Source organism: uncultured Psychroserpens sp., from assembly GCF_947494225.1.
Classification (GTDB): Bacteria; Bacteroidota; Bacteroidia; order Flavobacteriales; family Flavobacteriaceae; genus Psychroserpens.
Window position 1 is genome coordinate 54133 of record NZ_CANLUG010000002.1, and the last position, 21009, is coordinate 75141.

The following is a 21009-nucleotide window of genomic DNA, read 5'->3' on the forward strand; positions in this document are numbered from 1 at the left end:
AGTTATATTTTCGCACAATGAATCTATCAAAAACATATACTTTCGATGAAGCGCAAAAAAGAATGGAACGCTATTGTGCTTATCAGGAACGTTGCCATAAAGACGTGACTCAGAAATTGTATGAAATGAGAATGATTCCAGAAGCTAGAGATCAAATTATTGTGCATTTGCTTCAGCACAATTTTCTAAATGAAGAACGGTTTGCTAGAGCCTTCGTGAGAGGAAAATTCAGAATTAAAAAATGGGGAAAGCAACGATTACAATTAGAATTAAAACGGAGAGATATCAATAAAACCTTAATATCTATTGCTTTAAATGAAATTGATGAGCAAGATTATTATGATACTTTTCATGCATTGGCAGAAAAAAAAGTAATGACAATTAAAGACTCTAACGTACAAAAAAAAAGAAAGAAATTGGCTGACTATCTTCTATATAGAGGCTGGGAAAGTCATCTTGTCTATGAGAAAATTAGAACATTAATTCCATAAAAAAACCACCTCTATAGAGGTGGTTTTTTTAGTTTAAAATGTTATTTGAAGCATCCTTTAAAGGTTAAATGATGCACCAATATTTATAGCAAATTGGTTGTGAATAAAATTTGCCAATTCTAATTTATTTTCGTCATACTTTGCAAGCGGAAATGTAGCTTCGGTGAATACACCAAAACCATCAGTAAAGAAGTAACGTGCTCCTACATGACCTCCGAAATTCTTTAAACTAAGACTTAAACCTGGGTATACATCAAAGTTTTCATCAATATTTAATACGTTACCGAGGTTAGCATTAAAGCGTGCTTTTAAATCGAAACGATCACCGAAATCGGCATCTAAAATATCATCAACTCCTAAAGCATAGGTTGAAGATACACCAATTGAGATGTTTTCACCTATTCCATAGTCATATGTAATATTGATTCCTGTTGCTTCGTCCTGAATACTAGCGCCAACTTGAAATTTTTGGTCTCCTTTTCCTTTATATGCTTGAGCATTTACAAATGAAACCGAAATTAAAGCGATAAATAATAGTAGTTTTTTCATAATCATCATTCTAAAATTTGAGACAGCAAATATATTATAAGTTTTTAATACAGAAGGGTTTTTATCAAAAACTCTTATCGGTTCTTGTAACAGCTTCTGCATTTTTCCAGTCAATCCATTTCTGACCTTTTATGCGTCTCATGAGGTTGTCAAAGTGACGCATAATTAGGACGTTGTATATTGCCTTTCCTAAGTTTTTTGGGTGCCTAGCTATAGCACGAAGGCTCATAGAAAACCCTGGTGTTAGGTATTTCATATAATGCCAATAACCTTCTGGCATATACAGCACTTCGCCATGGTTTAATTCACATTGCCAACCTTTGGCTTTTTTTAGCGCTGGCCATTTTTCGAAATCTGGATTAGAAAAATCGATATCTTCTCTTGTGATTAACGAATGTGGAATTTTATATAGATAATCGCTTTGTTTTTGATCAAATAATATACATAGCTTTTTACCTTCAAAATGAAAGTGGAAAATATTGGCTAAATCAATATCATAATGCATAAATGTATGTGAGTTTCTTCCGCCAAAAAATAACATGGGAAGACTTTTCATTAGTTTCAAACCAAAATCAGGGTATGTGTAATCTTTTTGTAATTGAGGTATTTCCTTTAGAACATTCCAAAGAAAAATGCGGTATTTAGTTGGTTTGCTTTTGAGTAAATCAACATATTCACTCATTTTCATTTTTGCATGCGGCTCATTAAATCCATCTTTATAATCTACTGGTCTGTCGTCATAAAGAGGCACAATTTTGTCGCCCGCTACGTCTTTCATGTAATCTAAACTCCATTTGGTGTACGCAGGCCAATCTTCTATAAATCGTTCTATTACCACAGGCTTTTGTGGTTTGAAGTAGTTTTTTATAAACTCCTCTTTGGAAATGTTTTTAACACGAGGAATATCTTGAAGATTGAGTTTCAAATGTCAAAAATTTTAGGTTTCAAAGTTAAGAAAACGTTATGAAACGGAAATAATTGTTTGTTAAAATTTCGTTAGTAGGGATTAGTTGTTTTTATCGATTTTGAATTTTCCAGAATTAGAAACGATTAATAAATATGGTAATCCAATCCCAAGGGCTCCAAAAAGAACATAGGATTCAAACTCTTGGCACCCCAACAATTTTAAAACAATGTAACCTATAATCATGATTAGAGCCATACCAAACATGGCATTTCTAAAAACACTAGCAACACCATCAATATCATACTTAGCTTGTTCTTCTTTTGACATTGTATTATAGCCTGCAATAAGAAAATATAGTTTACCATATTTTATGGCAATACCCAGCAGAATAAAAATAATGGCAACGAGAATCAGCATAACTTATTTAAGCGCTTTTGCCTTTTGCTTGGCATCTTCGTTACGCTCTATTTTATGTTCAGGTCGCGTCCATTTAGGTTTTTCACCTAATGCTTGGTATTGAGAGTCTTGAGCTTCAACCGTTTCTGGTTGCATTTTTTTGATGAATGGTTTTTGCGGATTTAAACCTAACAGTTTAAACATTTCCATATCTTCATTAACATCTGGATTAGGAGTCGTTAAAAGTTTATCACCAGCAAAAATTGAATTTGCTCCAGCAAAGAAACACATAGCTTGACCTTCACGTGTCATTTCGGTACGACCAGCACTTAATCTTACTTGGGTTTCGGGCATAACAATCCTTGTTGTTGCTACCATTCTCACCATATCCCAAATAGATACAGGTTTTTGATCTTCTAGTGGCGTGCCTTCTACAGCCACTAAAGCATTGATTGGAACAGACTCTGGTTGTGGATTTAAAGTAGATAGAGCAACCAGCATTCCTGCTCTATCTTCAGTTTTTTCTCCCATACCAATAATACCACCAGAACACACGGTTACATTGGTTTTTCTGACATTATCAATGGTTTCTAAACGATCTTCATAACCTCTGGTAGATATGACTTCTTTATAATATTCTTCAGAAGAGTCTAAGTTGTGATTATATGCATATAAACCAGCTTCAGCTAAACGCTGTGCTTGATTTTCGGTAATCATACCTAAAGTACAACACACTTCCATTTCCAGTTTATTGATGGTTCTTACCATTTCTAAAACCTGGTCAAACTCTTCGCCATCTTTCACATTTCGCCATGCAGCTCCCATACAAACACGAGAACTTCCAGATGATTTTGCTCTTAAGGCTTGAGCTTTTACCTGCTGAACAGACATTAAATCATTACCTTCAATATTTGTGTGATATCGAGCTGCTTGCGGACAATATCCACAATCTTCTGGGCAGCCACCTGTTTTTATTGAAAGTAATGTTGATACCTGAACTGTATTAGGGTCGTGATGTTTCCGATGAATGGTTGCGGCATCGTATAACAACTCCATTAACGGTTTATTGTATATTCCTAGAATTTCTTCTTTGGTCCAATTGTGTCTTGTTTCATTCATAGATCAAAAATAAAATATAAAATGATACTATAATAAAAAGTATGCTGTAAATATGAATAGTTTTTTAACAATTTTAAATTCAAAAAAGCCCGCTATATAACGGGCTTTTTTATGGTTAATTTTTATCATCTTCTTTTTTCTCTGGAAGTGATTTTGGTTCTTCTGGTTTGGTCTTGTCTTTTCCTTTTAAGTACTCAGGTAAGTCCATACCAGCCATGTTAAACATGTCTTGTAATGGAGGAACAGATTTGTACATTCCTGATAAGAAATTGGCTGTAGATGACTTTCCATCTTCTCCATTTCCACCATTTTCCCAAACAGTGACTTTATCAATTTTGATATTTTTAATAGCTTCCGCTTGTGTTTTTACAAGCTCAGGCAATTTATCTGCAATTAATAATAATACAGCATCTTTACTACTATTTCCGGCAGCTTTAACAATTTCTTGTAAACCTGCAGCTTGCTTCGTTAAGACTTCAAATTGTCCTTGTGCTTCAGCTTGTGCCTTAAATAAAATTGCATCTGCTTCACCTTTAGCTCTACGACGAATCATTTCAGCTTCGGCTTCGGCATCAATTTCTACTTTTCGCTTGTCAATTTCAGCAGGAACAATAACATCTGCCATTTGAGAAGAACGCTCGCGTTCTGCTCTCGCTATTTCGGCATCTTTTTCAGCAGCATAAGATTCTTCCAAGGCTTTTGCACTTTGTACTTTTTCTGCCGCGATTGCAACACGTTCTGCTTCGGCCTCTCTTTGACGACGTAGTGAATCTGAGTTTGCAACAGCTATTTTTGCCGTGTTTTCTCCTTCTACTGCTTGTGCGTTTGCAGCAGCAACTTGTGTTCTTTCATCTTGCACTGCATTAGCTTCACCAATAGAACCATCTCTTGTTTTTTCGGCAACCGACTTACGTGCGGCGTTAATTGCATGTGCGGCTGCTTCTTTACCAAGTGCTTCTATATAGCCAGATTCATCAACGATATCAGTAATATTTACGTTAATAAGTTTAAGACCTACTTTCTTTAATTCGGACTCAACACTTTGAGAAATATTGGTTAAGAACTTATCTCTGTCACTGTTAATTTCTTCGATATCCATTGAGGCTACTACCAAACGTAATTGACCAAAAATAATTTCTTTAGCTAATTCTTGAACATCTTGTTGTGCTAAACCTAATAAACGTTCGGCAGCATTTTGCATAACGCCAGGTTCAGTAGAGACACCAATAGTAAAGCGAGAAGGAACATTAACACGAATATTTTGTTTTGATAGTGCATTAACTAAGTTAACTTCTATTGAGATTGGTGTTAAATCTAAGAATTCATAATCCTGAATAACAGGAAATATAAAGGCGGCTCCACCATGGATACATTTGGCCGATTGACCTCCACCTACTTTTCCATAAACCACTAAAATACGGTCGGAAGGGCAACGTTTATAACGTTTAATAAGAATAATTAGAAAGACAAATACAATAAGTATCGCAATAACGATAACTATTGGAAAGCCTAAATCAAAGTTTTGTTGTGTCAGAAGGTAGTTCATGTGTTTCTGTTTTAATTGGTTCTATAGGTTTCTTTGTTTGTTCGACTATTAATATGCCATTGGAGGTAACATCAACGACTTTAATAAGTGCCCCTGATTTGAGTTCTACAAGAGAATCTGAAAGTGCTTCAAGTTCACGTAATGAGCCTTGAACACGTACACTAACTTTTCCCATTCTTGTTCGGTTTGCACCAACGGTAAGATAAATTTCTCCTATGGCTCCTATCGCATTTTTGTAATCCAAGGTACCACTGTCTGCCAATTTCCGCATAGAAAAAAACATGGCAGCCATGATTGCCATCATAATTAATCCGCAAACTGTAGCAATGATAACACTTACAGATTTAGACATGCCAGCATTAAGACATGCAATACCTGTCCATCCAAAAATGGTAAAGAAACCTACGAGGTTTTTAAAAGTTATAAATTGAAATCCAATTCCTGTATCGGCATCGATATCAGAGTCTACATCTCCTATGTCGTCACCTCCATCAATACCTGCAAAGGTTGTGATAATAACGAACACAAAAAGTAACGAGCCAATGAGCGCAATAATCCAGAAGAATTGTGAGAATCCATCTAAAGCTGAAAACCATTCCATAATAGGTTAGTGTTAAAAATTAATACTGAAATATAAGACCTTTAAAAGAGTCTTACAATATATATCAAATGTTATTTTGACAATAAGATAGATACGGCATTTCCGCCAAAACCTACGGCATTAACCAGTACGTTTTTGATGCGTTGAGGTGTTTTGGCTTTTAGGTAAGGTATTGAAATAAACATCTCGTGTTGCAACATCATTATTGCCATTTCAATATTTAAAAGTCCGGAAGCACCAAGGCTGTGACCTATCTTCCACTTATTAGTAGTTAATGATGGTGTTTTGTTACAAAAAATTGTATTGATAGCATTTATTTCGGCCAAATCGCCTTTAATTGTTCCTGGAGTATGCGTAACAATAACATCAATATCATCTGGGTTTAAACTACCTATAGCCATAGCCATAGATTGTTGAAAGCAAAGTGCATTTGTTGATAGTGAGGCACTATGTTCTAAGATTTCGGTAGCATAACCCATTCCAATTATGGTGGCTATCGCATTTGGCGCGTTACCAGATTCCAAACATGCCATTGCCGCGCCTTCTCCAAGGATCATTGTATTGTCTTTTTTGTTAATATTAAGAGACTGGTTTGGATAGGGGTTGATATTGGTTTTTGCGTAAATTTTTAAGGCTTGCATTTGGGCAATAGTAAAAGGAGTTAAAGGCGCTTCGCTTCCTCCAACTAAAAATTTATCGCATAGTCCAGCACTAATCCAAGCAATGCCATTAAGCATGGCATGCAAAGCAGTGGAACACGTAATTGAATGCGAAATTTCTGGACCTTTTGTTTGTAAATCATGTGCAACCCATGAAGAAATATTTCCTAAAGTAGTTGTTGGAGAGGTTAAAGTATTTGCTTTTTTATTTTTAATAAATCCTTTATGATATTTTTCGAATAGGGCTGTAGCACCACGAGAAGAACCAATATTAATTCCGAAGTTATCACTCGACTTCCAGTTGGCTTTTTTTATAGCTTCTCTCGATGTATGAATGGCAAATAATACGGTATTGTCTAAATTTTTGTATTTAACGTTGGACTGCTTTAGCAACTCAATTTTCTGTTTAGTTTCAGAATCAATTTTAGCTATTAGTACATCTTTTTCTTCTATAAAAAAGTGATTCTTGTTTATATAGTTTTTCCAAATCTCATCGGGATGTGATCCCAAAGGAGATATTGAAGAGATAGCTGTTATAGAGATTGGTTGTTGCAAGGGCAATTAAATTTTATACAAAAATAGGATATTGTATATTTATGTAAACATAAAATGATGATAGTTTAAGTAACAAAACAGAATTAAATGATACCTATCAAATAAATCAATCATAATTATGGAACAAATACGTCAAAAAAGTTGGTTTGGCAGAAACTGGCTTTGGGTTTTACCTGTAGGAGGATGCCTAGGAGTTATATTGCTATTTATATTTGGAATAGGTGCGGCAATTTTTGGCGTGTCTAAAATTATAAAAGAATCTGCACCTTATGAATATGCCGTTGAATCTGCTAAAGACAATAACGAGGTTCAATTGGCTTTGGGAGAATCTATTGATACGGATGGTCTTTTTCAAGGCAATATTACCATTAATAATAGTACAGGAGAGGCCGATTTAAAAATCCCTATTAAAGGAGAAAAAGGAGAAGGAGTTATTGTTGTTCTTGCCGAAAAAGACAATGAAGGATGGCAATACGAAAAACTTTATGTAGTTATTAAAGACACCCAGGAAAAAATTAATTTATTAAAAAAGACTATGGAAGGGGATTAACCCATTATAAAATATCTAATACACCCTCAATAACTCGATACACTGTGTCTAGTTCCTTTTCTGAAATCACATAAGGCGCTAAGATGTAAATGGTATTTCCTAATGGTCTCAGGCATACACCATTTTGCATAAAGAAGTTGAAAAGTTTATCACGCAAATTTCCATAACGTTCCATTTCAATTTGAAGATCTAAAGCAAATATAATTCCAGTTTGCCGAGTAGATGCTACTTTTGGGTGTGTCTTGATATGATTATCGAATGCTTGATGAGATGTTATGATTCGTTTTATATCGTCTTGAATCTTATCAGAAGTTAATAATTCAATCCCTGCTAATGCAGCTGTACAAGCTATTGGGTTAGCAGAGTATGTATGGGCATGAAATAAACCTTTGCCAATCTCGTCACTATAAAATGCGTCATAGATGTTTTGAGAACAACTCGTTATTGCCATAGGTAATAGGCCAGCGGTTAGTGCTTTACTTAAGCAGATGACGTCTGGTTTGGTTTCCATATAGTCTGAAGCAAAATAGCGTCCTGTTTTTCCAAAACCAGTCATCACTTCGTCAGCAACAGTAATGATTTGATTTGATTTGCAAAACTTTAAAATTAATTCTAATCCATTGGCATCATGCATCTTCATGGCCGCTGCTCCCTGTACTAAAGGCTCGTACACAAAACCTGCTACCTTATGATTAGCTGTGATGTCTTCCAGTTGCTTTAAAATAATATCATGGTTATGACCATTAGGCGTTGGAATACGTTTAACGTCTAAAAAAAAATCTTCAAAAGGACCATTATAAACTGATAAGCCGGAAACACTCATTGCTCCAAATGTATCACCATGAAATCCGTCTTCAAATGCAATTAAAGTATGTCGTTTTTCACCTGTGTTAAAATGATATTGCAGTGCCATTTTAATTCCTATTTCGACAGATGTTGAGCCATTGTCACTAAAAAAAATCTTGTTTTGATTTTCTGGGAGAATAGCAATTAGAGCTTCTGAAAGTTGAACAGCAGGTTCATGGGTGAAACCACTAAATACAACCTGATCTAGTCTATTCATTTGTTCTGAAACCTTATTGACGATATCTTGATTGCAATGCCCATACATACAAGTGTACCATGAAGCAATTGCATCAATGTAGGTATTACCATCTTCATCAGTTAAGGTGCAATCTTTAGCTTTTGTGATAGCAATAGCTTCGGGATGCAATTTATGTTGAGTTAATGGATGCCAAATGTGTTTTTTATCTCTTTCTTTTAAGCTCATAATTTATCTTTAAATGTTTCGGCATATGCTTTTACTACATTTTTATCAAAATAAGGTTCTTCATTTATGCGTCCAATTACATTGACTTTGGTCATTTTTATAATGATATCTTCGGTTGTTTTGTGCTCATTTCCGCTGAAAATAACAGAAACATCAAACCCTTTTTCTAACAACAAATTAATAGTGAGCAAGGAATGGTTAATACTGCCCAAGTAATGCCTAGAAACCACAATAACTTTATAATTTGGTTTAATGAGATCCAGAATGGTATTGCTATGGTTAATTGGAACAAGTAGACCTCCTGCGCCTTCAATTACCAAATGATTATCTGTTTGAGGCGGTTTTATGTTTTTTAGTTGTATTGAGACACCATCAATATCTGCTGCTGCATGTGGGCTCATTGGTGTGTGCAGAGCATATGTGTTTTTGTGAAAATGTGATTTAGAGTTAGAGACATAAGATTGTACTTTTTTAGTATCACAATGTTCTAATTCTCCAGCTTGTATTGGTTTCCAGTAATCAGCTTCGAGTGCTTCTGTGAGTATTGCTGAGGCTACGGTTTTGCCAACATCGGTTCCTATTCCTGTGATAAAGTATGTGTTCATTTTTGTTTAAATTCTGTACTACAAGTTTCGCATTTATATTTATAGCGCGTATGAAATGGAAGTGTTCCAAATAAAAATCCAACTAAAAAGGAAAAAAAGGACTTAAAATCTGTAATCGTAGAAAATAATTCTATTTTTTCGCTATTACAATTAGGACAATGAATGGTATTTCCTTCATCGTCTAAGGAGTACCTTTTAATAGTACTCAAAATATGTTGCGCTTTCATGGCGTCTTCAGATAGCACTTTCAATTTTACGCCTCCAATAGCGTTGCTTACTAAGGGATCTGTATCAATTGTGAGATGATCTTGTAAAAAGACTTTTATGCCTTCAGCTTCCAACCGTCCTTTAATAATTTGAGCTTCAGTTGTGTGTTGAAATCGTGCTATGGTTTTAAATTTCTGACTCATTTAGGGTTAAAACATGCGCTGTTCACAATGTTTTTACAAAGGTAGTAAGTATGCGCAAGACTTCCGATATTTCTTTTTCAGTATTAAAGGAATGTATGCAAAATCTTAAACGTTCTTTCCCTTTTGGAACAGTAGGAGATAAAATGGCTTTAACATTGAATCCTTTTTCATGCAACAGATTGGATATATGTTTAGCGTTATCATTTCCGGGGATGACGCAACATTGAATAGCAGAGTTGCTGTCTATAAAATGCTCTTGCATCTTTAGCAGAGCGATTTCAGATGTAAAGAACTTAATATTATTATGAAGTTTAAGTATATCATTAGAATGTAAAGAGGATGTATCAGATTTATGGTTTTGTAGTGTATCGTAGGCAGCCTTTATTAAGGCTAAAGTGTGTGGTGGAAGCGCAGTGGTATAAATAAATGGTCTTGAAAAATTGATAAGATAGTCTCTTAGTTTTTGACTACATAAAATGGCAGCGCCATGAGCCCCTAAAGCCTTTCCAAATGTTACAATTCTAGCAAAAACATGAGTTTCAAGTTGGTGTTGAGCAATGAGACCATTACCATTATTTCCAAAAACACCAATAGCATGTGCTTCGTCAACAACAAGGTGAGCATGATGTGCTTTGCAAAGTTGAGATAGATTAATTAAATCTGGAGCGTCCCCATCCATTGAAAATATAGATTCTGTAACAACATAAATACTGTTTTGAGATTCTGAAACAAACCGAGAATGCTCGTTAATAAGTTGCTCTAAATTTAAAAGATCATTGTGCTTAAATTTGTAGGCTTTAGCGTGGCTCATTGTGATACCGTCTCTAATTGAAGCATGGCAGTATTCGTCATAAAGGATAATATCATGTCGTTGAGGCACACAAGAAAAGAAGCCCAAATTAGCGTCATAACCAGAGTTGAAAATAAGGGCACTTTCAGCATTATGAAATGTACTTATATGTTGTTCTACTATGTCATATAATGGATGATTTCCAGATAAAAGTCTGGATCCTGTTGCACCGTTTTGAACAGTATGTTGTGTTTTTAAAATGTTTATCGATATGTCGTGTAGAGCTTTTGATTTCGAAAAACCTAGATAATCATTTGACGAAAAATCAATAAGATTAGCAGACGAACCTAGGGTTCGAAATGCGTTGTCTTCTTTTCGCTTATTAAGTTTATGCTGAAGTTTTTTAGGTAACATCATGTACAATTAATCGATATAAACTAGTTCTCCTTTTTCTCTTAAAATATCTTTGTTTACCCATTTGTAATCGCCTTTTTCTGTGGCGTCTAAAAGATCAATTATTAAGGCATCTGCAATATGTGATGCAACATTGAAAGCGTCTTTGACATTTTCAGTTTTGTAAACAGTTATTTTTTTATTTCTTTCATAAAAGAGGTTTAAAACTATTATTGGTAAAGAATTTGTTGTTTCTGCGGTAAGTGCTCTTAATGTGATGTCTTCGGTTGTATTAAAAACTGAGATGTATTCTAGGTTTTCTAATGTTCGCCAAGTACCAAAACGAATACCCAGAAATGAAATGGTTTTTCTGTAGGTATTAGATTTTAAATTAATGTCTGAGCCTTCCGTTTTTAAAAGAACTAAACCGAATAAAATGGGAACTAACATTCGAAGGTCTAATTTAATCAATCCATAAAGTCCAACCAATATTGCAGCAATTCCTGCTATAATCTTCCAAATAGGAACTTTTCTGGTGTAAGTAATAATTGAATCCATAAGGACAAAGATAGCTAATGAAATAGTTAATAAAGAGTGAATTAAAGAGAATAAAAATTGTCTTTTTTAAATAAAAAATTATTGTTTATCAATAATTTTTATATATTTGTTATCGTTAAACGATAATAAAATAGATTGTAATGAAAGATAATACCAACCTTTTAACTGTAATTACATGGGGTGTTTTGCTTACATCAATTTCGGTATTACTTAATGATATGCGCGAGTTTGACTTTAATCAGTTTAAAGAATTTCAAAATTGGGCGAAATCTGCAAATAAGAACGAAACTTGGCTCACGTCACAAAATGCCATTAAATGGAGTTATTATACTATTAGTGCAGGGATATTTTTTTGGAAAGGGTATCTCATTTATGGATTTTCCTATTTTTTATCTATTCTGAAAGAGATAGATAATGGGCATTACTTTAGTGATAATAATATTAGATATTTTAAAAAAATAGGAAACATCTTTATTCAATATACAATTAGTGTTTTGGTCTTGAGATTTCTATTAGCTGCCATTGGAAAATCTACATTCGACTTTTTCGATGAACTCAAGACTGAGTTTATGTTCCTAATTCCTGCGGGTTTAGCATTTTATGTTCTTGCCGAAATTTTTAAACGCGGAAAACAGGCAAAAGAAGAAAATGATCTAACCATTTAAAATGAAACTTGCTATGGAAAGTGTTAAACATCAAAAAACGAATTGGAGTATCATAGATAAAATCGCTTTTAGAGTCATTTTTTCGTATGTTATATTGTTCATTTTGCTGTTGTTTACAGCACTATTATTTGAAGGGTTTTTGAGGTGGTTTGCTGATATTTTTCTAGGTTGGGGTTCAGATTTCAGTACGGAAAGCACAGGAAGTGGTGATCGCTCTTTCGACTATGTTCGCTTTGCTTTAAATTTAGTTTTGGCATTACTCGTAGGCCTAATTTGGACTATTGCTGATCGTAAAAGGCACTCGTATAACACACTTTTCTATTGGTTTCAAGTTATTCTTAGAGTAGCGTTGTTTGTTGCGATGCTTTTTTATGGTCTAGCTAAAGTTTTTAACGGCCAATTTGGAAGCCCTAGCTTAGAATTATTAATGCAATCTGTTGGAGAAATGTCTCCTATGGGATTAGCATGGACGTTTATGGGTTATTCTCTGGCTTATAGTATTTTTATTGGTTTTATAGAAATTCTTGGAGGCGTTTTACTTCTTTATCGTAAAACACAAACAATTGGGAGTCTCATTATTGTTGGTGTAATGACCAATGTTGTTGTGATGAATCTTATTTATGATATTCCTGTAAAATTATTTTCAATGCACCTTACATTGATGGCTATTATACTCCTATGGCCAGATAGGTATCGTATAATTAATATGTTCTTTAAAAATAAAACGGTAGAAAAGATTGAATTCTATAAACCTTTAGCTAATGGAGCTTTAAAAAAAGTAATACGAGGAGGTAGAGGGTTTGTTGTCGTCTTGCTTACATTAATTCTAATCGTTCAATGTTTCGTTCAATTTGAACTGAGGGAACAATTAAAATCGAAATCTGAGTTTTATGGTATTTGGGAATCGCAGTTATTTATAAAAAACAAAGACACAATACCACCACTTCTAACAGATACTTATAGATGGCGATATTTAATAGTAGATCTTAAGAAAAAGGCAGCGATAAAAAAGATGAACGATTCCATAGATAGATATCAATTTAAATTCGATACTGTACAAAAGAAGATTGTTTTTAATCGCGAAGCAGATTTAATTCCACAACATTTTTTTTATAATTTGAATGATGATACAACCTTAGAATTAAAGGGTGTTCTAGACGGAGATTCGCTACAAGTTTATTTCAAAAGAAAACCTGAATCTGATTTTAGACTCATCAATCGGAAGTTTCATTGGGTAAATGAATCTACTTATAACTATTAATACAATTGTAGAAATGACTATTGTTTATACATGCAACATATGAAGAAAGTTAAATTATTATACCGATTACTAATTTTTATAAACCTTGCAACGTTTGTTTTAATTGTGACGCAAATTTTTGGACTGGTAATTCCAGATATTGTTAATTCTAGTCAAACTAAAAATCATGCCTTAGGTGCGTTTAATAATCTTATTTTAACGGGGCTTTTAAGTGTTATTTTAATGGGGTCTTTTAAGATTCAACAAGGCATAAAACATATCATAAAAGATGGCTTTTTTAATCGTATTAGTGAACTTAAATTTAGAAAGGCAGGTTTAATTTTTGTGGGCTTTGCATTACTTAGGACTGCTTATATTATTTTAGCTAGAAACGAATTTAAATTGAACGAATTGATAAATAGTTTTATTATGGCTTTTTTGGTAGTTTTAGTTGGAATGGGCTTGTTAATCTTTTCTGATTTTATTAAAAATGGAGGCGTTATTAAAGAGGAAAACGATTTAACTATTTGATTATGAAAACAGGAACAGCACTTGCCGATATACTATTTTTGATATGTAGTATCTCGTTTTATTTATTAATTATCGCTTTTGGCTTTGCATTAGTTACCGAGGTCTTTACTGACGATGGTAAAATGGGTAATTTTTCTCCGAAATTTAATAGCTCACATGGGTATGAAATGCCTGTTAAGTTTGAAGTAAGACCTAAAAGCCCGATGTTTAATAATATACTTTTTACTAATTATGAAGAAGAGATTGATACTAATGGGAAGAAAAGATATTATACGATACCTCAATATGCTACTCCAATAACTATAAAGGATTCCTTAAATTTTAAGACTATTATAAGTATCAATAATTATGGAATGGAAGATAATTTCGAACTAACTTCTAAAGTACTTAGGGGAGATGGTTATATACGTATAAAACCTAAAACAGCATTCGATAAAGTGCTTATTGTGCTTAGAACTTATATGGATTTTGTCATTTTAATATTTGTTTTCTTCTTTCTTAAGAATATATTTAAGATGCTAAGAATCGATATTCGGTTTTCTCAAAAACTATATAGATTAATACAAATATTAGGAGTAATAATGATTGTTAAGGTGTTACTCTCCATAATAATTAATTCTGTTCTGGGGAGAGCATTAAAAGAGATTCGTATAACCCCTTTAGATGATGCCTTAAAATATATGGATATAACGATGAGTTCGCATTTAGGTTTTGATTTTTCATTCCTTTTAGTAGGACTTTCGCTTATTGTTTTGAGCGCGCTATTAAGGTCTGGGAATAAAATGCAACGAGAAAACAATTTAACCATCTAATTATGCCAATAGTTGTTAATCTTGATGTAATGCTTGCTAAGCGAAAAATGAAAAGTAAAGACTTGGCTGAGATTATTGGTATTACTACAGCAAACTTGTCGATCTTAAAATCTGGAAAAGCCAAAGCAATTAGGTTTTCTACTTTGGAAGCTATTTGCGAAGCTTTAGAGTGTCAACCTGCCGATATTTTAGAGTATGTCGATAACTGATATTACATATCATAGAGTAAAAACGGATGATGAATTAAATGCTATTTTAAGACTTCAAAGCGATAACCTGCCCAAAAGAATAACAGTTTCAGAACAAGAAAAAGAAGGCTATGTCACCATTCATCATTCCTTTGATATTTTAAAACGCATGAATGATTCTTGCGCGCATATTATTGCAAAACACGATGGTCATATTGTTGGGTATGCCTTATGCATGACTAAACAATTTAAAGATGAAATTCCTATATTAATTTCTATGTTTAACGAGATTGAGTCTATAATACCTAAGCGGCTAAATTATATTGTAATGGGACAAGTTTGTGTTTCTAAACCATATAGAAAACAAGGCATTTTTAGAGGATTGTATAGGTTTATGTCCAACGTTTTAAAGCCAGATTTTAAAGCTATAATTACCGAGGTTAATGTCAAAAATGTACGTTCGTCTAAAGCGCATCAAGCTGTAGGTTTTGAACTTTTAAAAACCTATGTTTCAAACAATGAAACTTGGGAACTTATTAGTTTACCAATTTCATAGATTTAAAATAATGATTTTATTATTGTCTTCTATTAGCCAATAGAGGAGGGGGTTCTCCTGTGAAAGGATTCCACCTACTAATAGATTTGGCTTCCATTCCTGCTGCATTAATGACTGCTCGATCGCCATAACGTTCTCGCATTTTATCTATGGCCTGACTTAAATGTAATAGCTTTTCGTCATCTTCAAATAAATGAATTTGATGACCACCTTCTACTAAATGGCTAAATTTCACACCAACTAAACGTACTAATAATCTACGGTTATAAAGTTTTTTGTATAAATCTAATACTACAGGAATAATAGAATGATCCATTGCGCTATACGGAATACGTTGCTGTTGCGTATAGGTTTGAAAATCAGAATAACGTATTTTAAATGTTACGCAAGCTGTTAATTTATTTCCACGACGTAATTGATATGCTAAATTTTCTGCCATAGCAATAACAATACCTTTAAGTTTTGAAACATCAGTTGTATCTCTATTAAAAGTACGTTCTGTAGAAATTGATTTGCGTTCATGATATTGAACTACTGGGCTATTATCTATACCGTTTGCTTTTTTCCATATAGAAAGTCCGTTTTTACCTAGCACTTTATGCATGAGTTCCATAGGCATATCTTGTACAGTTTTAATCCGTTTCACACCTAAATCACATAACGCTTTGTAAGTGACATGTCCAACCATTGGTATTTTTTTAACTGAAAGAGGAGCTAAAAATGGTTTTTCTGTTCCTGAAATAACACGTATTTCATTATTAGGTTTTGCTTCACCTGTGGCAATTTTGGATACAGTTTTATTGAGTGATAGGCCAAATGAAATAGGTAAACCTGTTTCTTTAATAATGCGTTGACGTAATTCTGAAGCCAATTTATGACACCCAAAAAACTTATCCATTCCGGTGAGATCTAGGTAAAATTCATCTATAGAGGTTTTTTCATATAACGGAACGGTTTCTTTTATTACCTCAGTTACATTTTGTGAGAATTTGGTATATATTCCAGAGTTTCCTCTTAGTATGATTGCTTCAGGGCATAGTTGTTTCGCCATACGCATGGGCATGGCAGAGTGTATGCCATATGTTCTAGCTTCATAGCTGCAAGATGCAACAACACCTCGATCACTTGTACCACCAATAAGCACAGGTTTTCCATTAAGCCTACTGTCTAAGAGTCGCTCGCAAGACACAAAAAAAGTATCTAAGTCCATATGTACTATAGATCGATTGTTACTCATAGCGTACTTTTAAATCTTCAAAATTTCTTTTCTTTTGGAATGTTGGATTTGAAGAGTTTATTGCATAACGCGGGTCTTCTATAATTGCAAGACGTTCCATGTTAGAGACTTCAATGTTAACGCATCCAAATTCTAGTATTACTTTTCCTGTAATCGAATAAATACCGTTGCCTCTAAATGGATATTTTGCAGCCATAGGAGGAAAATGAACGGTGTCTATAAAATCACCATCGTAATCCAAAAAAGTGCCAAAGTACATGCGTTTTCCATTTGAGGTAGTTGTGTTTTTTGTTGTAATTAGATAGCCTTCAATAGTGATTGTTTTATGTTGAAAACCTATTAAATGTTTAGCACGTATATGTGTTAAAGACGGTTTGTTTAGTAAATGAAATGGGTTACATAAAGGAAAGCCTAAGAGTTCTATTTCATCAAAAGCATTTTCTAAATCTGTACTTGACAGTTGAGGTGTTTTATAACTTATTTTTTCTGTTTTAAATAAGGTCATAATATGCTCCTGAATTACAGTTTTACTAATTTTTAGATGTGCTTCCCAAAGCAATTCTCGCTTATTTGTTTTAGTAAACCTAAACGCATTAATTTTAATTAAGATAGAGATTTGTTCTACGGAAATAGGAATGCGTTCAATAAAATCATCAAGAGTTTTATAAGTTCCATGTTGCTCACGTTCTGCAATGATTTGCTTCATAAGTTTAGATTCGAATGATTGCAAAAACATAAACCCTAAATATATGGTCTTGGCTTTAATAATAGCTTGAGTAAAACTTGTATTGATACATGGTGGCTTTATAATTCCTCCATGCATTCTTGCTTCATGTACATAGAGTTCGGTTCTGTAAAACCCTCCAAAATTATTAATGGTGGCTGTCATGTATTCTAATGGGAAATAGGCTTTTAAAAAAAGACTTTGATAGCTTTCTACTGCATAAGATGCAGAGTGACCTTTTGCAAAAGCATAGCCAGCAAAACTTTCAATTTGTCGCCAAACATCTGCAGTAAATGCTTCTGGTTCTCCAGCTGTTTTACAATTATCAAAAAACTGTTGTTTCACCTTCAAAAATTCTTCTCGTGAACGGAACTTTCCAGACATCCCTCGTCGTAACATATCGGCTTCTCCTAAAGTGAGTCTGCCAAAGTGATGAGCTACTTTAATAACATCTTCTTGGTAAACCATAACACCATAAGTTTCTGGCATAAGTTTAGATAGTACAGGGTGTGCTTCTTTGCGCTTTTCGGGATAACGATACCTTAAAATATACTCACGCATCATTCCGCTTTTGGCAACACCAGGACGAATTACCGAACTTGCTGCAACCAATCCTAAATAATTGTCAACCTGTAACTTTTTTAGAAGCATACGCATAGCTGGTGATTCTACATAAAAACAACCAATTGCTTTAGCATTCCGAAGTAAATATTTAATGCGTTCGTCTTTTTTAAAACGTTTTATATCATGAATATCTATTGGTGGTAATTGAGGGCGATTATATCTAACAATGGCAACAGCATCCTTTATCTTTCCTAGTCCGCGTTGACTTAAAATATCAAACTTATATAAGCCAATATCTTCAGCAACTACCATATCAAACTGTGTCGTAGGAAATCCTTTAGGAGGCATAAATGTAGCACCATAATAATGAATGGGTTTTTCTGAAATTAATATACCTCCAGCATGGATACCTAAATAATTTGGAAAACCTTCAATATAAGTACTGTATTTAATAACGAGTTGTGACAATTGATCGAGCTGATTGATATTATACTTCCCTCTAGTGAGTATATCCATTTCCGATTTAGGTAAACCAAAAACTTTACCTAATTCTCGAACCGATGCTCTAAATTTAAAAGTATTATAAACTGTTATAAGTGCTGTGTTTTTAAAAGTTTTGAAAATGAATTGGGTAATATCATCACGGTCTTTCCAGGAAAAATCAATATCAAAATCTGGTGGGTTTTGCCGAAAGAGATTAATAAAACGTTCAAAATATAAATCGAGTTCTATAGGATCTACATCTGTAATACGAAGTAGGTAGGCAATAATACTATTGGCCCCACTACCACGACCAACATAGAAATAACCTTTACTACGTGCGTATTTTAAAATTTTCCAATTAATTAAAAAATAGGATACAAACCCTTTTGCATTAATAATAGAAAGTTCTTTTTCTATACGTTTAAAAATAGTTGTATCTGGATCTTTGTAGCGATAGTGTAAACCTTCATAGGTGAGTTTTTTTAAAAGTTTAAAATCTAGAACTTCGCTATTAGTGTATGTTTTTTGATTGTTTGGTATTTGTTGCGAGAAGTCAAAATTAATAGAACATTTGTCCATTAACTGTTTTGTGTTTTCAATAAGCGTTGGAAACTCTTCATAGGTACTGCACAGCTGTTGGTAAGGCATCATCGTATGATTAGAATCTCCTTCTTCGGTCTTAGGAAGTTTACTTAGTAAAGTATTATTGTCAATAGCACGCAACAAACGATGAGTGTTGAATCCTTTTTTATTTTGAAAGGAGACTGTTTTTAAAATCACTAATTGATGTTGCAGTGTATTCCAACGAGAAAATTTAAGGTTATTAAGGTCTTTAGGGGTAACCCCTAAAAATTCATCGGTTTTTAAATTATAATCTACTCCTTTTAGATATGGATAAATGACATAACAGTCATTGATTTTTGTTTCTGGTCGGTCAGGAATTTTTAGCTCTTGATTGTATAAATGTTTAGATAAGTAATGATTAATATTTTGAAAACCATTATTGTTTTTAGCAATTAAAATAAATTGCTGTTCTGCACCATTTCTAAAATCTACGCCAAGAATTGGTTTAATATTATAGTTGCTAGAAAGACGTACAAAGTCTAAGCATGCAGAAGTATTGTTAATATCAGTAAGTGCTAAAGTATTTAAATTGTTTGCAAAGGCCATAGCAAGCAATTGTTTTGGTGCAATTGAACCATAACGTAGACTGTAATATGTGTGACAATTAAGATACATGACAAGGATTAACAAAATTAACTACTATTTGTAGTAATTGTTGCTTATATTTGTAGTAAATACTGTTAAAGTCATTTTAATAATGAAAAATATACAAGCAAATATTAGGCATTTACGTTCCTTGAAAAAGTTCTCACAAGAACGTTTTGCAGAAGAATTAGGTTGGTCAAGATCAATGGTAGGATCTTATGAAGAAGGACGTTCTGAGCCTCCAATTGAGCGATTAATTGAGTTATCTCGCTATATAAATATACCCATAGATATCTTAGTTAAAAAAGATTTAAGACAAGCCAAAGACACATCATTTATACAAATAGGAAATAAACGTGTACTATTTCCTATCACAGTTAATGAAGATAATGAAGATTTGATTGAAATTATTCCAACAAAGGCATCTGCAGGTTATCTTGAAGGTTATGATGATCCAGAATATATTGAGCAATTGCAAAAAATTAAACTACCTTTTTTACCAACAGGAACACATCGTGCGTTTCCTATAAAAGGAGATTCTATGTTACCAGTAAAGGATGGAGCATTTATTGTTGCAAAATTTGTTGAATCTATTGATGAAGTTAAAAACGGAAGAACCTATATTGTATTAACAAAGAATGATGGTTTGGTATACAAACGTGTTTATATACCGAAAGACGATGAGGTTAATCTATTATTAAGTTCAGATAATACATCTTATGAACCGTATTTGGTTAGAAAAGAGGCTATTTTAGAGCTTTGGGAGTTTACGTGTTGTATTAATACGCAGGAGTATGATGAAAAGGAATTAAAGATGAGTAATATTATGGCCATGTTTCAAGAGTTACGCGTAGAATTAGAAGCTATAAAGCAGATGTAAGGATATTTAAGTGCTTACAGTGATTAACAAAATTTATATCCATATGAAAACACAAAACACAGAACATTTAGACTTCTTTATACCAGAAGTTATTGAAGGTGCGGCAGCACAATTATTTGATGCAGGAATTTCGGCTGGTTTTCCATCGCCAGCAGAAGACTTTAATGAGCAGCGTTTGTCATTAGATGCAGAGCTAGTCAAAAATAAGGACACTACTTTTTACGCTCGTGTGAGTGGGCAATCTATGATTGGTGCAGGATTAGAGGATAATGATTTATTGGTTATTGATAGAAGTATAGAACCAGCTAATAATAAAATAGCCGTTTGTTTTTTAGATGGAGAGTTTACAGTGAAACGTTTGCGGGTTTCAGATAATCAAATGTGGTTACAGCCCGAAAACCCAGATTATCCTATAATACATATCACCGAAGCGAATAACTTTGTGATTTGGGGTATTGTCACTAATGTGATAAAGAAAGTTTAAGAATATGCGCATAAAAAAACGCCAAACTAAAAGTTTG

24 protein-coding genes are annotated in these 21009 nt (G+C 33.5%); 10 read left to right on the forward strand and 14 right to left on the reverse strand.

What is annotated here, in order from left to right; translation table 11 throughout:
• The first annotated feature begins 17 nt into the window (after positions 1-17).
• Positions 18-491, forward strand: coding sequence for a regulatory protein RecX (locus Q0893_RS04245; protein WP_298900827.1), 474 nt, complete (start codon positions 18-20; stop codon positions 489-491).
• Positions 492-548: 57 nt separating this feature from the next.
• Here Q0893_RS04245 and Q0893_RS04250 read toward each other — a convergent pair whose 3' ends face one another.
• From Q0893_RS04250 to Q0893_RS04280, 7 genes are all read right to left on the reverse strand, one after another.
• Entirely contained in the window at positions 549-1040 is a 492-nt protein-coding gene (locus tag Q0893_RS04250) for a DUF6646 family protein (protein ID WP_298900826.1), read from the reverse strand.
• Positions 1041-1104: 64 nt separating this feature from the next.
• A complete protein-coding gene (locus Q0893_RS04255) occupies positions 1105-1965 on the reverse strand; it encodes a cupin-like domain-containing protein (protein ID WP_298900825.1) in 861 nt (286 codons plus the stop codon).
• 81 nt (positions 1966-2046) lie between these two features.
• Positions 2047-2364: a DUF3784 domain-containing protein gene (locus Q0893_RS04260; protein ID WP_298900824.1), complete on the reverse strand. Its 318-nt coding sequence runs from the start codon at positions 2362-2364 to the stop codon at positions 2047-2049.
• Between the two features lie 3 nt (positions 2365-2367).
• Positions 2368-3462 carry a biotin synthase BioB gene (bioB, locus tag Q0893_RS04265; RefSeq protein WP_299272736.1) on the reverse strand — a complete coding sequence of 365 codons (1095 nt, stop codon included), beginning with the start codon at positions 3460-3462 and terminating at the stop codon, positions 2368-2370.
• 115 nt (positions 3463-3577) lie between these two features.
• Entirely contained in the window at positions 3578-5008 is a 1431-nt protein-coding gene (locus tag Q0893_RS04270) for a flotillin family protein (RefSeq protein ID WP_298900821.1), read from the reverse strand.
• Positions 4977-5609, reverse strand: a complete 633-nt coding sequence (locus Q0893_RS04275) for a hypothetical protein (RefSeq protein WP_366915874.1) — start codon at positions 5607-5609, stop codon at positions 4977-4979. Before Q0893_RS04275 ends, Q0893_RS04270 begins: the two co-directional genes overlap by 32 nt.
• 71 nt (positions 5610-5680) lie before the next feature.
• A complete protein-coding gene (locus tag Q0893_RS04280) occupies positions 5681-6823 on the reverse strand; it encodes a beta-ketoacyl synthase N-terminal-like domain-containing protein (RefSeq protein ID WP_298900820.1) in 1143 nt (380 codons plus the stop codon).
• A 118-nt stretch (positions 6824-6941) separates the two neighbouring features.
• Between Q0893_RS04280 and Q0893_RS04285 the strand changes: the two genes are divergently transcribed.
• The gene (locus Q0893_RS04285) at positions 6942-7373 is read left to right on the forward strand and encodes a cytochrome c oxidase assembly factor Coa1 family protein (RefSeq protein ID WP_298900819.1); all 432 of its coding nucleotides are present in this window, start codon (positions 6942-6944) and stop codon (positions 7371-7373) included.
• 4 nt (positions 7374-7377) lie between these two features.
• Here Q0893_RS04285 and bioA read toward each other — a convergent pair whose 3' ends face one another.
• From bioA to Q0893_RS04310, 5 genes are read right to left on the reverse strand one after another with little or no spacing between them, the layout of a single operon-like run.
• Positions 7378-8643 carry an adenosylmethionine--8-amino-7-oxononanoate transaminase gene (gene bioA, locus Q0893_RS04290; RefSeq protein ID WP_298900818.1) on the reverse strand — a complete coding sequence of 422 codons (1266 nt, stop codon included), beginning with the start codon at positions 8641-8643 and terminating at the stop codon, positions 7378-7380.
• Entirely contained in the window at positions 8640-9248 is a 609-nt protein-coding gene (bioD, locus tag Q0893_RS04295) for a dethiobiotin synthase (protein ID WP_298900817.1), read from the reverse strand. Before bioD ends, bioA begins: the two co-directional genes overlap by 4 nt.
• The gene (locus Q0893_RS04300) at positions 9245-9658 is read right to left on the reverse strand and encodes a DUF2007 domain-containing protein (protein ID WP_299272740.1); all 414 of its coding nucleotides are present in this window, start codon (positions 9656-9658) and stop codon (positions 9245-9247) included. Before Q0893_RS04300 ends, bioD begins: the two co-directional genes overlap by 4 nt.
• Before the next feature lie 22 nt (positions 9659-9680).
• Positions 9681-10865, reverse strand: a complete 1185-nt coding sequence (locus tag Q0893_RS04305; RefSeq protein WP_367180637.1) for an aminotransferase class I/II-fold pyridoxal phosphate-dependent enzyme — start codon at positions 10863-10865, stop codon at positions 9681-9683.
• A gap of 6 nt (positions 10866-10871) precedes the next feature.
• Positions 10872-11399 (reverse strand): hypothetical protein, encoded by a 528-nt coding sequence (locus tag Q0893_RS04310; protein ID WP_298900815.1) that lies wholly within the window; start codon positions 11397-11399, stop codon positions 10872-10874.
• 140 nt (positions 11400-11539) lie between these two features.
• Between Q0893_RS04310 and Q0893_RS04315 the strand changes: the two genes are divergently transcribed.
• From Q0893_RS04315 to Q0893_RS04340, 6 genes are read left to right on the forward strand one after another with little or no spacing between them, the layout of a single operon-like run.
• Positions 11540-12064, forward strand: coding sequence for a DUF2975 domain-containing protein (locus Q0893_RS04315; RefSeq protein WP_299272743.1), 525 nt, complete (start codon positions 11540-11542; stop codon positions 12062-12064).
• A gap of 1 nt (position 12065) precedes the next feature.
• Entirely contained in the window at positions 12066-13325 is a 1260-nt protein-coding gene (locus Q0893_RS04320) for a DoxX family protein (RefSeq protein ID WP_299272745.1), read from the forward strand.
• Positions 13326-13364: 39 nt separating this feature from the next.
• Entirely contained in the window at positions 13365-13835 is a 471-nt protein-coding gene (locus Q0893_RS04325; protein ID WP_299272747.1) for a hypothetical protein, read from the forward strand.
• Between the two features lie 2 nt (positions 13836-13837).
• Positions 13838-14647: a DUF2975 domain-containing protein gene (locus Q0893_RS04330; RefSeq protein ID WP_298900810.1), complete on the forward strand. Its 810-nt coding sequence runs from the start codon at positions 13838-13840 to the stop codon at positions 14645-14647.
• Positions 14648-14649: 2 nt separating this feature from the next.
• On the forward strand, positions 14650-14856 hold the full coding sequence (locus Q0893_RS04335; protein WP_298900809.1) for a helix-turn-helix transcriptional regulator: 207 nt from the start codon (positions 14650-14652) through the stop codon (positions 14854-14856).
• Positions 14843-15391 carry a GNAT family N-acetyltransferase gene (locus Q0893_RS04340; protein ID WP_298900808.1) on the forward strand — a complete coding sequence of 183 codons (549 nt, stop codon included), beginning with the start codon at positions 14843-14845 and terminating at the stop codon, positions 15389-15391. The genes Q0893_RS04335 and Q0893_RS04340 overlap by 14 nt, the downstream gene beginning before the upstream one ends.
• 19 nt (positions 15392-15410) lie before the next feature.
• Here the strand turns inward: Q0893_RS04340 and dinB are convergent, their stop codons facing one another.
• The gene (gene dinB, locus Q0893_RS04345) at positions 15411-16628 is read right to left on the reverse strand and encodes a DNA polymerase IV (protein WP_298900807.1); all 1218 of its coding nucleotides are present in this window, start codon (positions 16626-16628) and stop codon (positions 15411-15413) included.
• Positions 16621-19638, reverse strand: a complete 3018-nt coding sequence (locus Q0893_RS04350; protein ID WP_299272752.1) for a DNA polymerase III subunit alpha — start codon at positions 19636-19638, stop codon at positions 16621-16623. The genes dinB and Q0893_RS04350 overlap by 8 nt, the downstream gene beginning before the upstream one ends.
• Positions 19639-19720: 82 nt before the next feature.
• On the opposite strand from Q0893_RS04350, the gene Q0893_RS04355 reads away from it, so the two are divergent.
• Positions 19721-20488 carry a LexA family transcriptional regulator gene (locus tag Q0893_RS04355; RefSeq protein WP_298900805.1) on the forward strand — a complete coding sequence of 256 codons (768 nt, stop codon included), beginning with the start codon at positions 19721-19723 and terminating at the stop codon, positions 20486-20488.
• Positions 20489-20531: 43 nt separating this feature from the next.
• Complete coding sequence (locus Q0893_RS04360; protein ID WP_298900804.1) at positions 20532-20972, forward strand: LexA family transcriptional regulator; 441 nt, start codon at positions 20532-20534, stop codon at positions 20970-20972.
• The last annotated feature ends 37 nt before the right edge of the window (positions 20973-21009 follow it).

Coding starts and splice junctions, on each gene's coding strand:
- Q0893_RS04245 (WP_298900827.1), top strand. CDS start 18: ATGAATCTATCAAAAACATATACTTTCGATGAAGCGCAAAAAAGAATG.
- Q0893_RS04250 (WP_298900826.1), bottom strand. CDS start 1,040: ATGAAAAAACTACTATTATTTATCGCTTTAATTTCGGTTTCATTTGTA.
- Q0893_RS04260 (WP_298900824.1), bottom strand. CDS start 2,364: ATGCTGATTCTCGTTGCCATTATTTTTATTCTGCTGGGTATTGCCATA.
- bioB (WP_299272736.1), bottom strand. CDS start 3,462: ATGAATGAAACAAGACACAATTGGACCAAAGAAGAAATTCTAGGAATA.
- Q0893_RS04270 (WP_298900821.1), bottom strand. CDS start 5,008: ATGAACTACCTTCTGACACAACAAAACTTTGATTTAGGCTTTCCAATA.
- Q0893_RS04275 (WP_366915874.1), bottom strand. CDS start 5,609: ATGGAATGGTTTTCAGCTTTAGATGGATTCTCACAATTCTTCTGGATT.
- Q0893_RS04285 (WP_298900819.1), top strand. CDS start 6,942: ATGGAACAAATACGTCAAAAAAGTTGGTTTGGCAGAAACTGGCTTTGG.
- bioA (WP_298900818.1), bottom strand. CDS start 8,643: ATGAGCTTAAAAGAAAGAGATAAAAAACACATTTGGCATCCATTAACT.
- bioD (WP_298900817.1), bottom strand. CDS start 9,248: ATGAACACATACTTTATCACAGGAATAGGAACCGATGTTGGCAAAACC.
- Q0893_RS04300 (WP_299272740.1), bottom strand. CDS start 9,658: ATGAGTCAGAAATTTAAAACCATAGCACGATTTCAACACACAACTGAA.
- Q0893_RS04305 (WP_367180637.1), bottom strand. CDS start 10,865: ATGATGTTACCTAAAAAACTTCAGCATAAACTTAATAAGCGAAAAGAA.
- Q0893_RS04310 (WP_298900815.1), bottom strand. CDS start 11,399: ATGGATTCAATTATTACTTACACCAGAAAAGTTCCTATTTGGAAGATT.
- Q0893_RS04315 (WP_299272743.1), top strand. CDS start 11,540: ATGAAAGATAATACCAACCTTTTAACTGTAATTACATGGGGTGTTTTG.
- Q0893_RS04320 (WP_299272745.1), top strand. CDS start 12,066: ATGAAACTTGCTATGGAAAGTGTTAAACATCAAAAAACGAATTGGAGT.
- Q0893_RS04325 (WP_299272747.1), top strand. CDS start 13,365: ATGAAGAAAGTTAAATTATTATACCGATTACTAATTTTTATAAACCTT.
- Q0893_RS04330 (WP_298900810.1), top strand. CDS start 13,838: ATGAAAACAGGAACAGCACTTGCCGATATACTATTTTTGATATGTAGT.
- Q0893_RS04335 (WP_298900809.1), top strand. CDS start 14,650: ATGCCAATAGTTGTTAATCTTGATGTAATGCTTGCTAAGCGAAAAATG.
- Q0893_RS04340 (WP_298900808.1), top strand. CDS start 14,843: ATGTCGATAACTGATATTACATATCATAGAGTAAAAACGGATGATGAA.
- dinB (WP_298900807.1), bottom strand. CDS start 16,628: ATGAGTAACAATCGATCTATAGTACATATGGACTTAGATACTTTTTTT.
- Q0893_RS04350 (WP_299272752.1), bottom strand. CDS start 19,638: ATGTATCTTAATTGTCACACATATTACAGTCTACGTTATGGTTCAATT.
- Q0893_RS04355 (WP_298900805.1), top strand. CDS start 19,721: ATGAAAAATATACAAGCAAATATTAGGCATTTACGTTCCTTGAAAAAG.
- Q0893_RS04360 (WP_298900804.1), top strand. CDS start 20,532: ATGAAAACACAAAACACAGAACATTTAGACTTCTTTATACCAGAAGTT.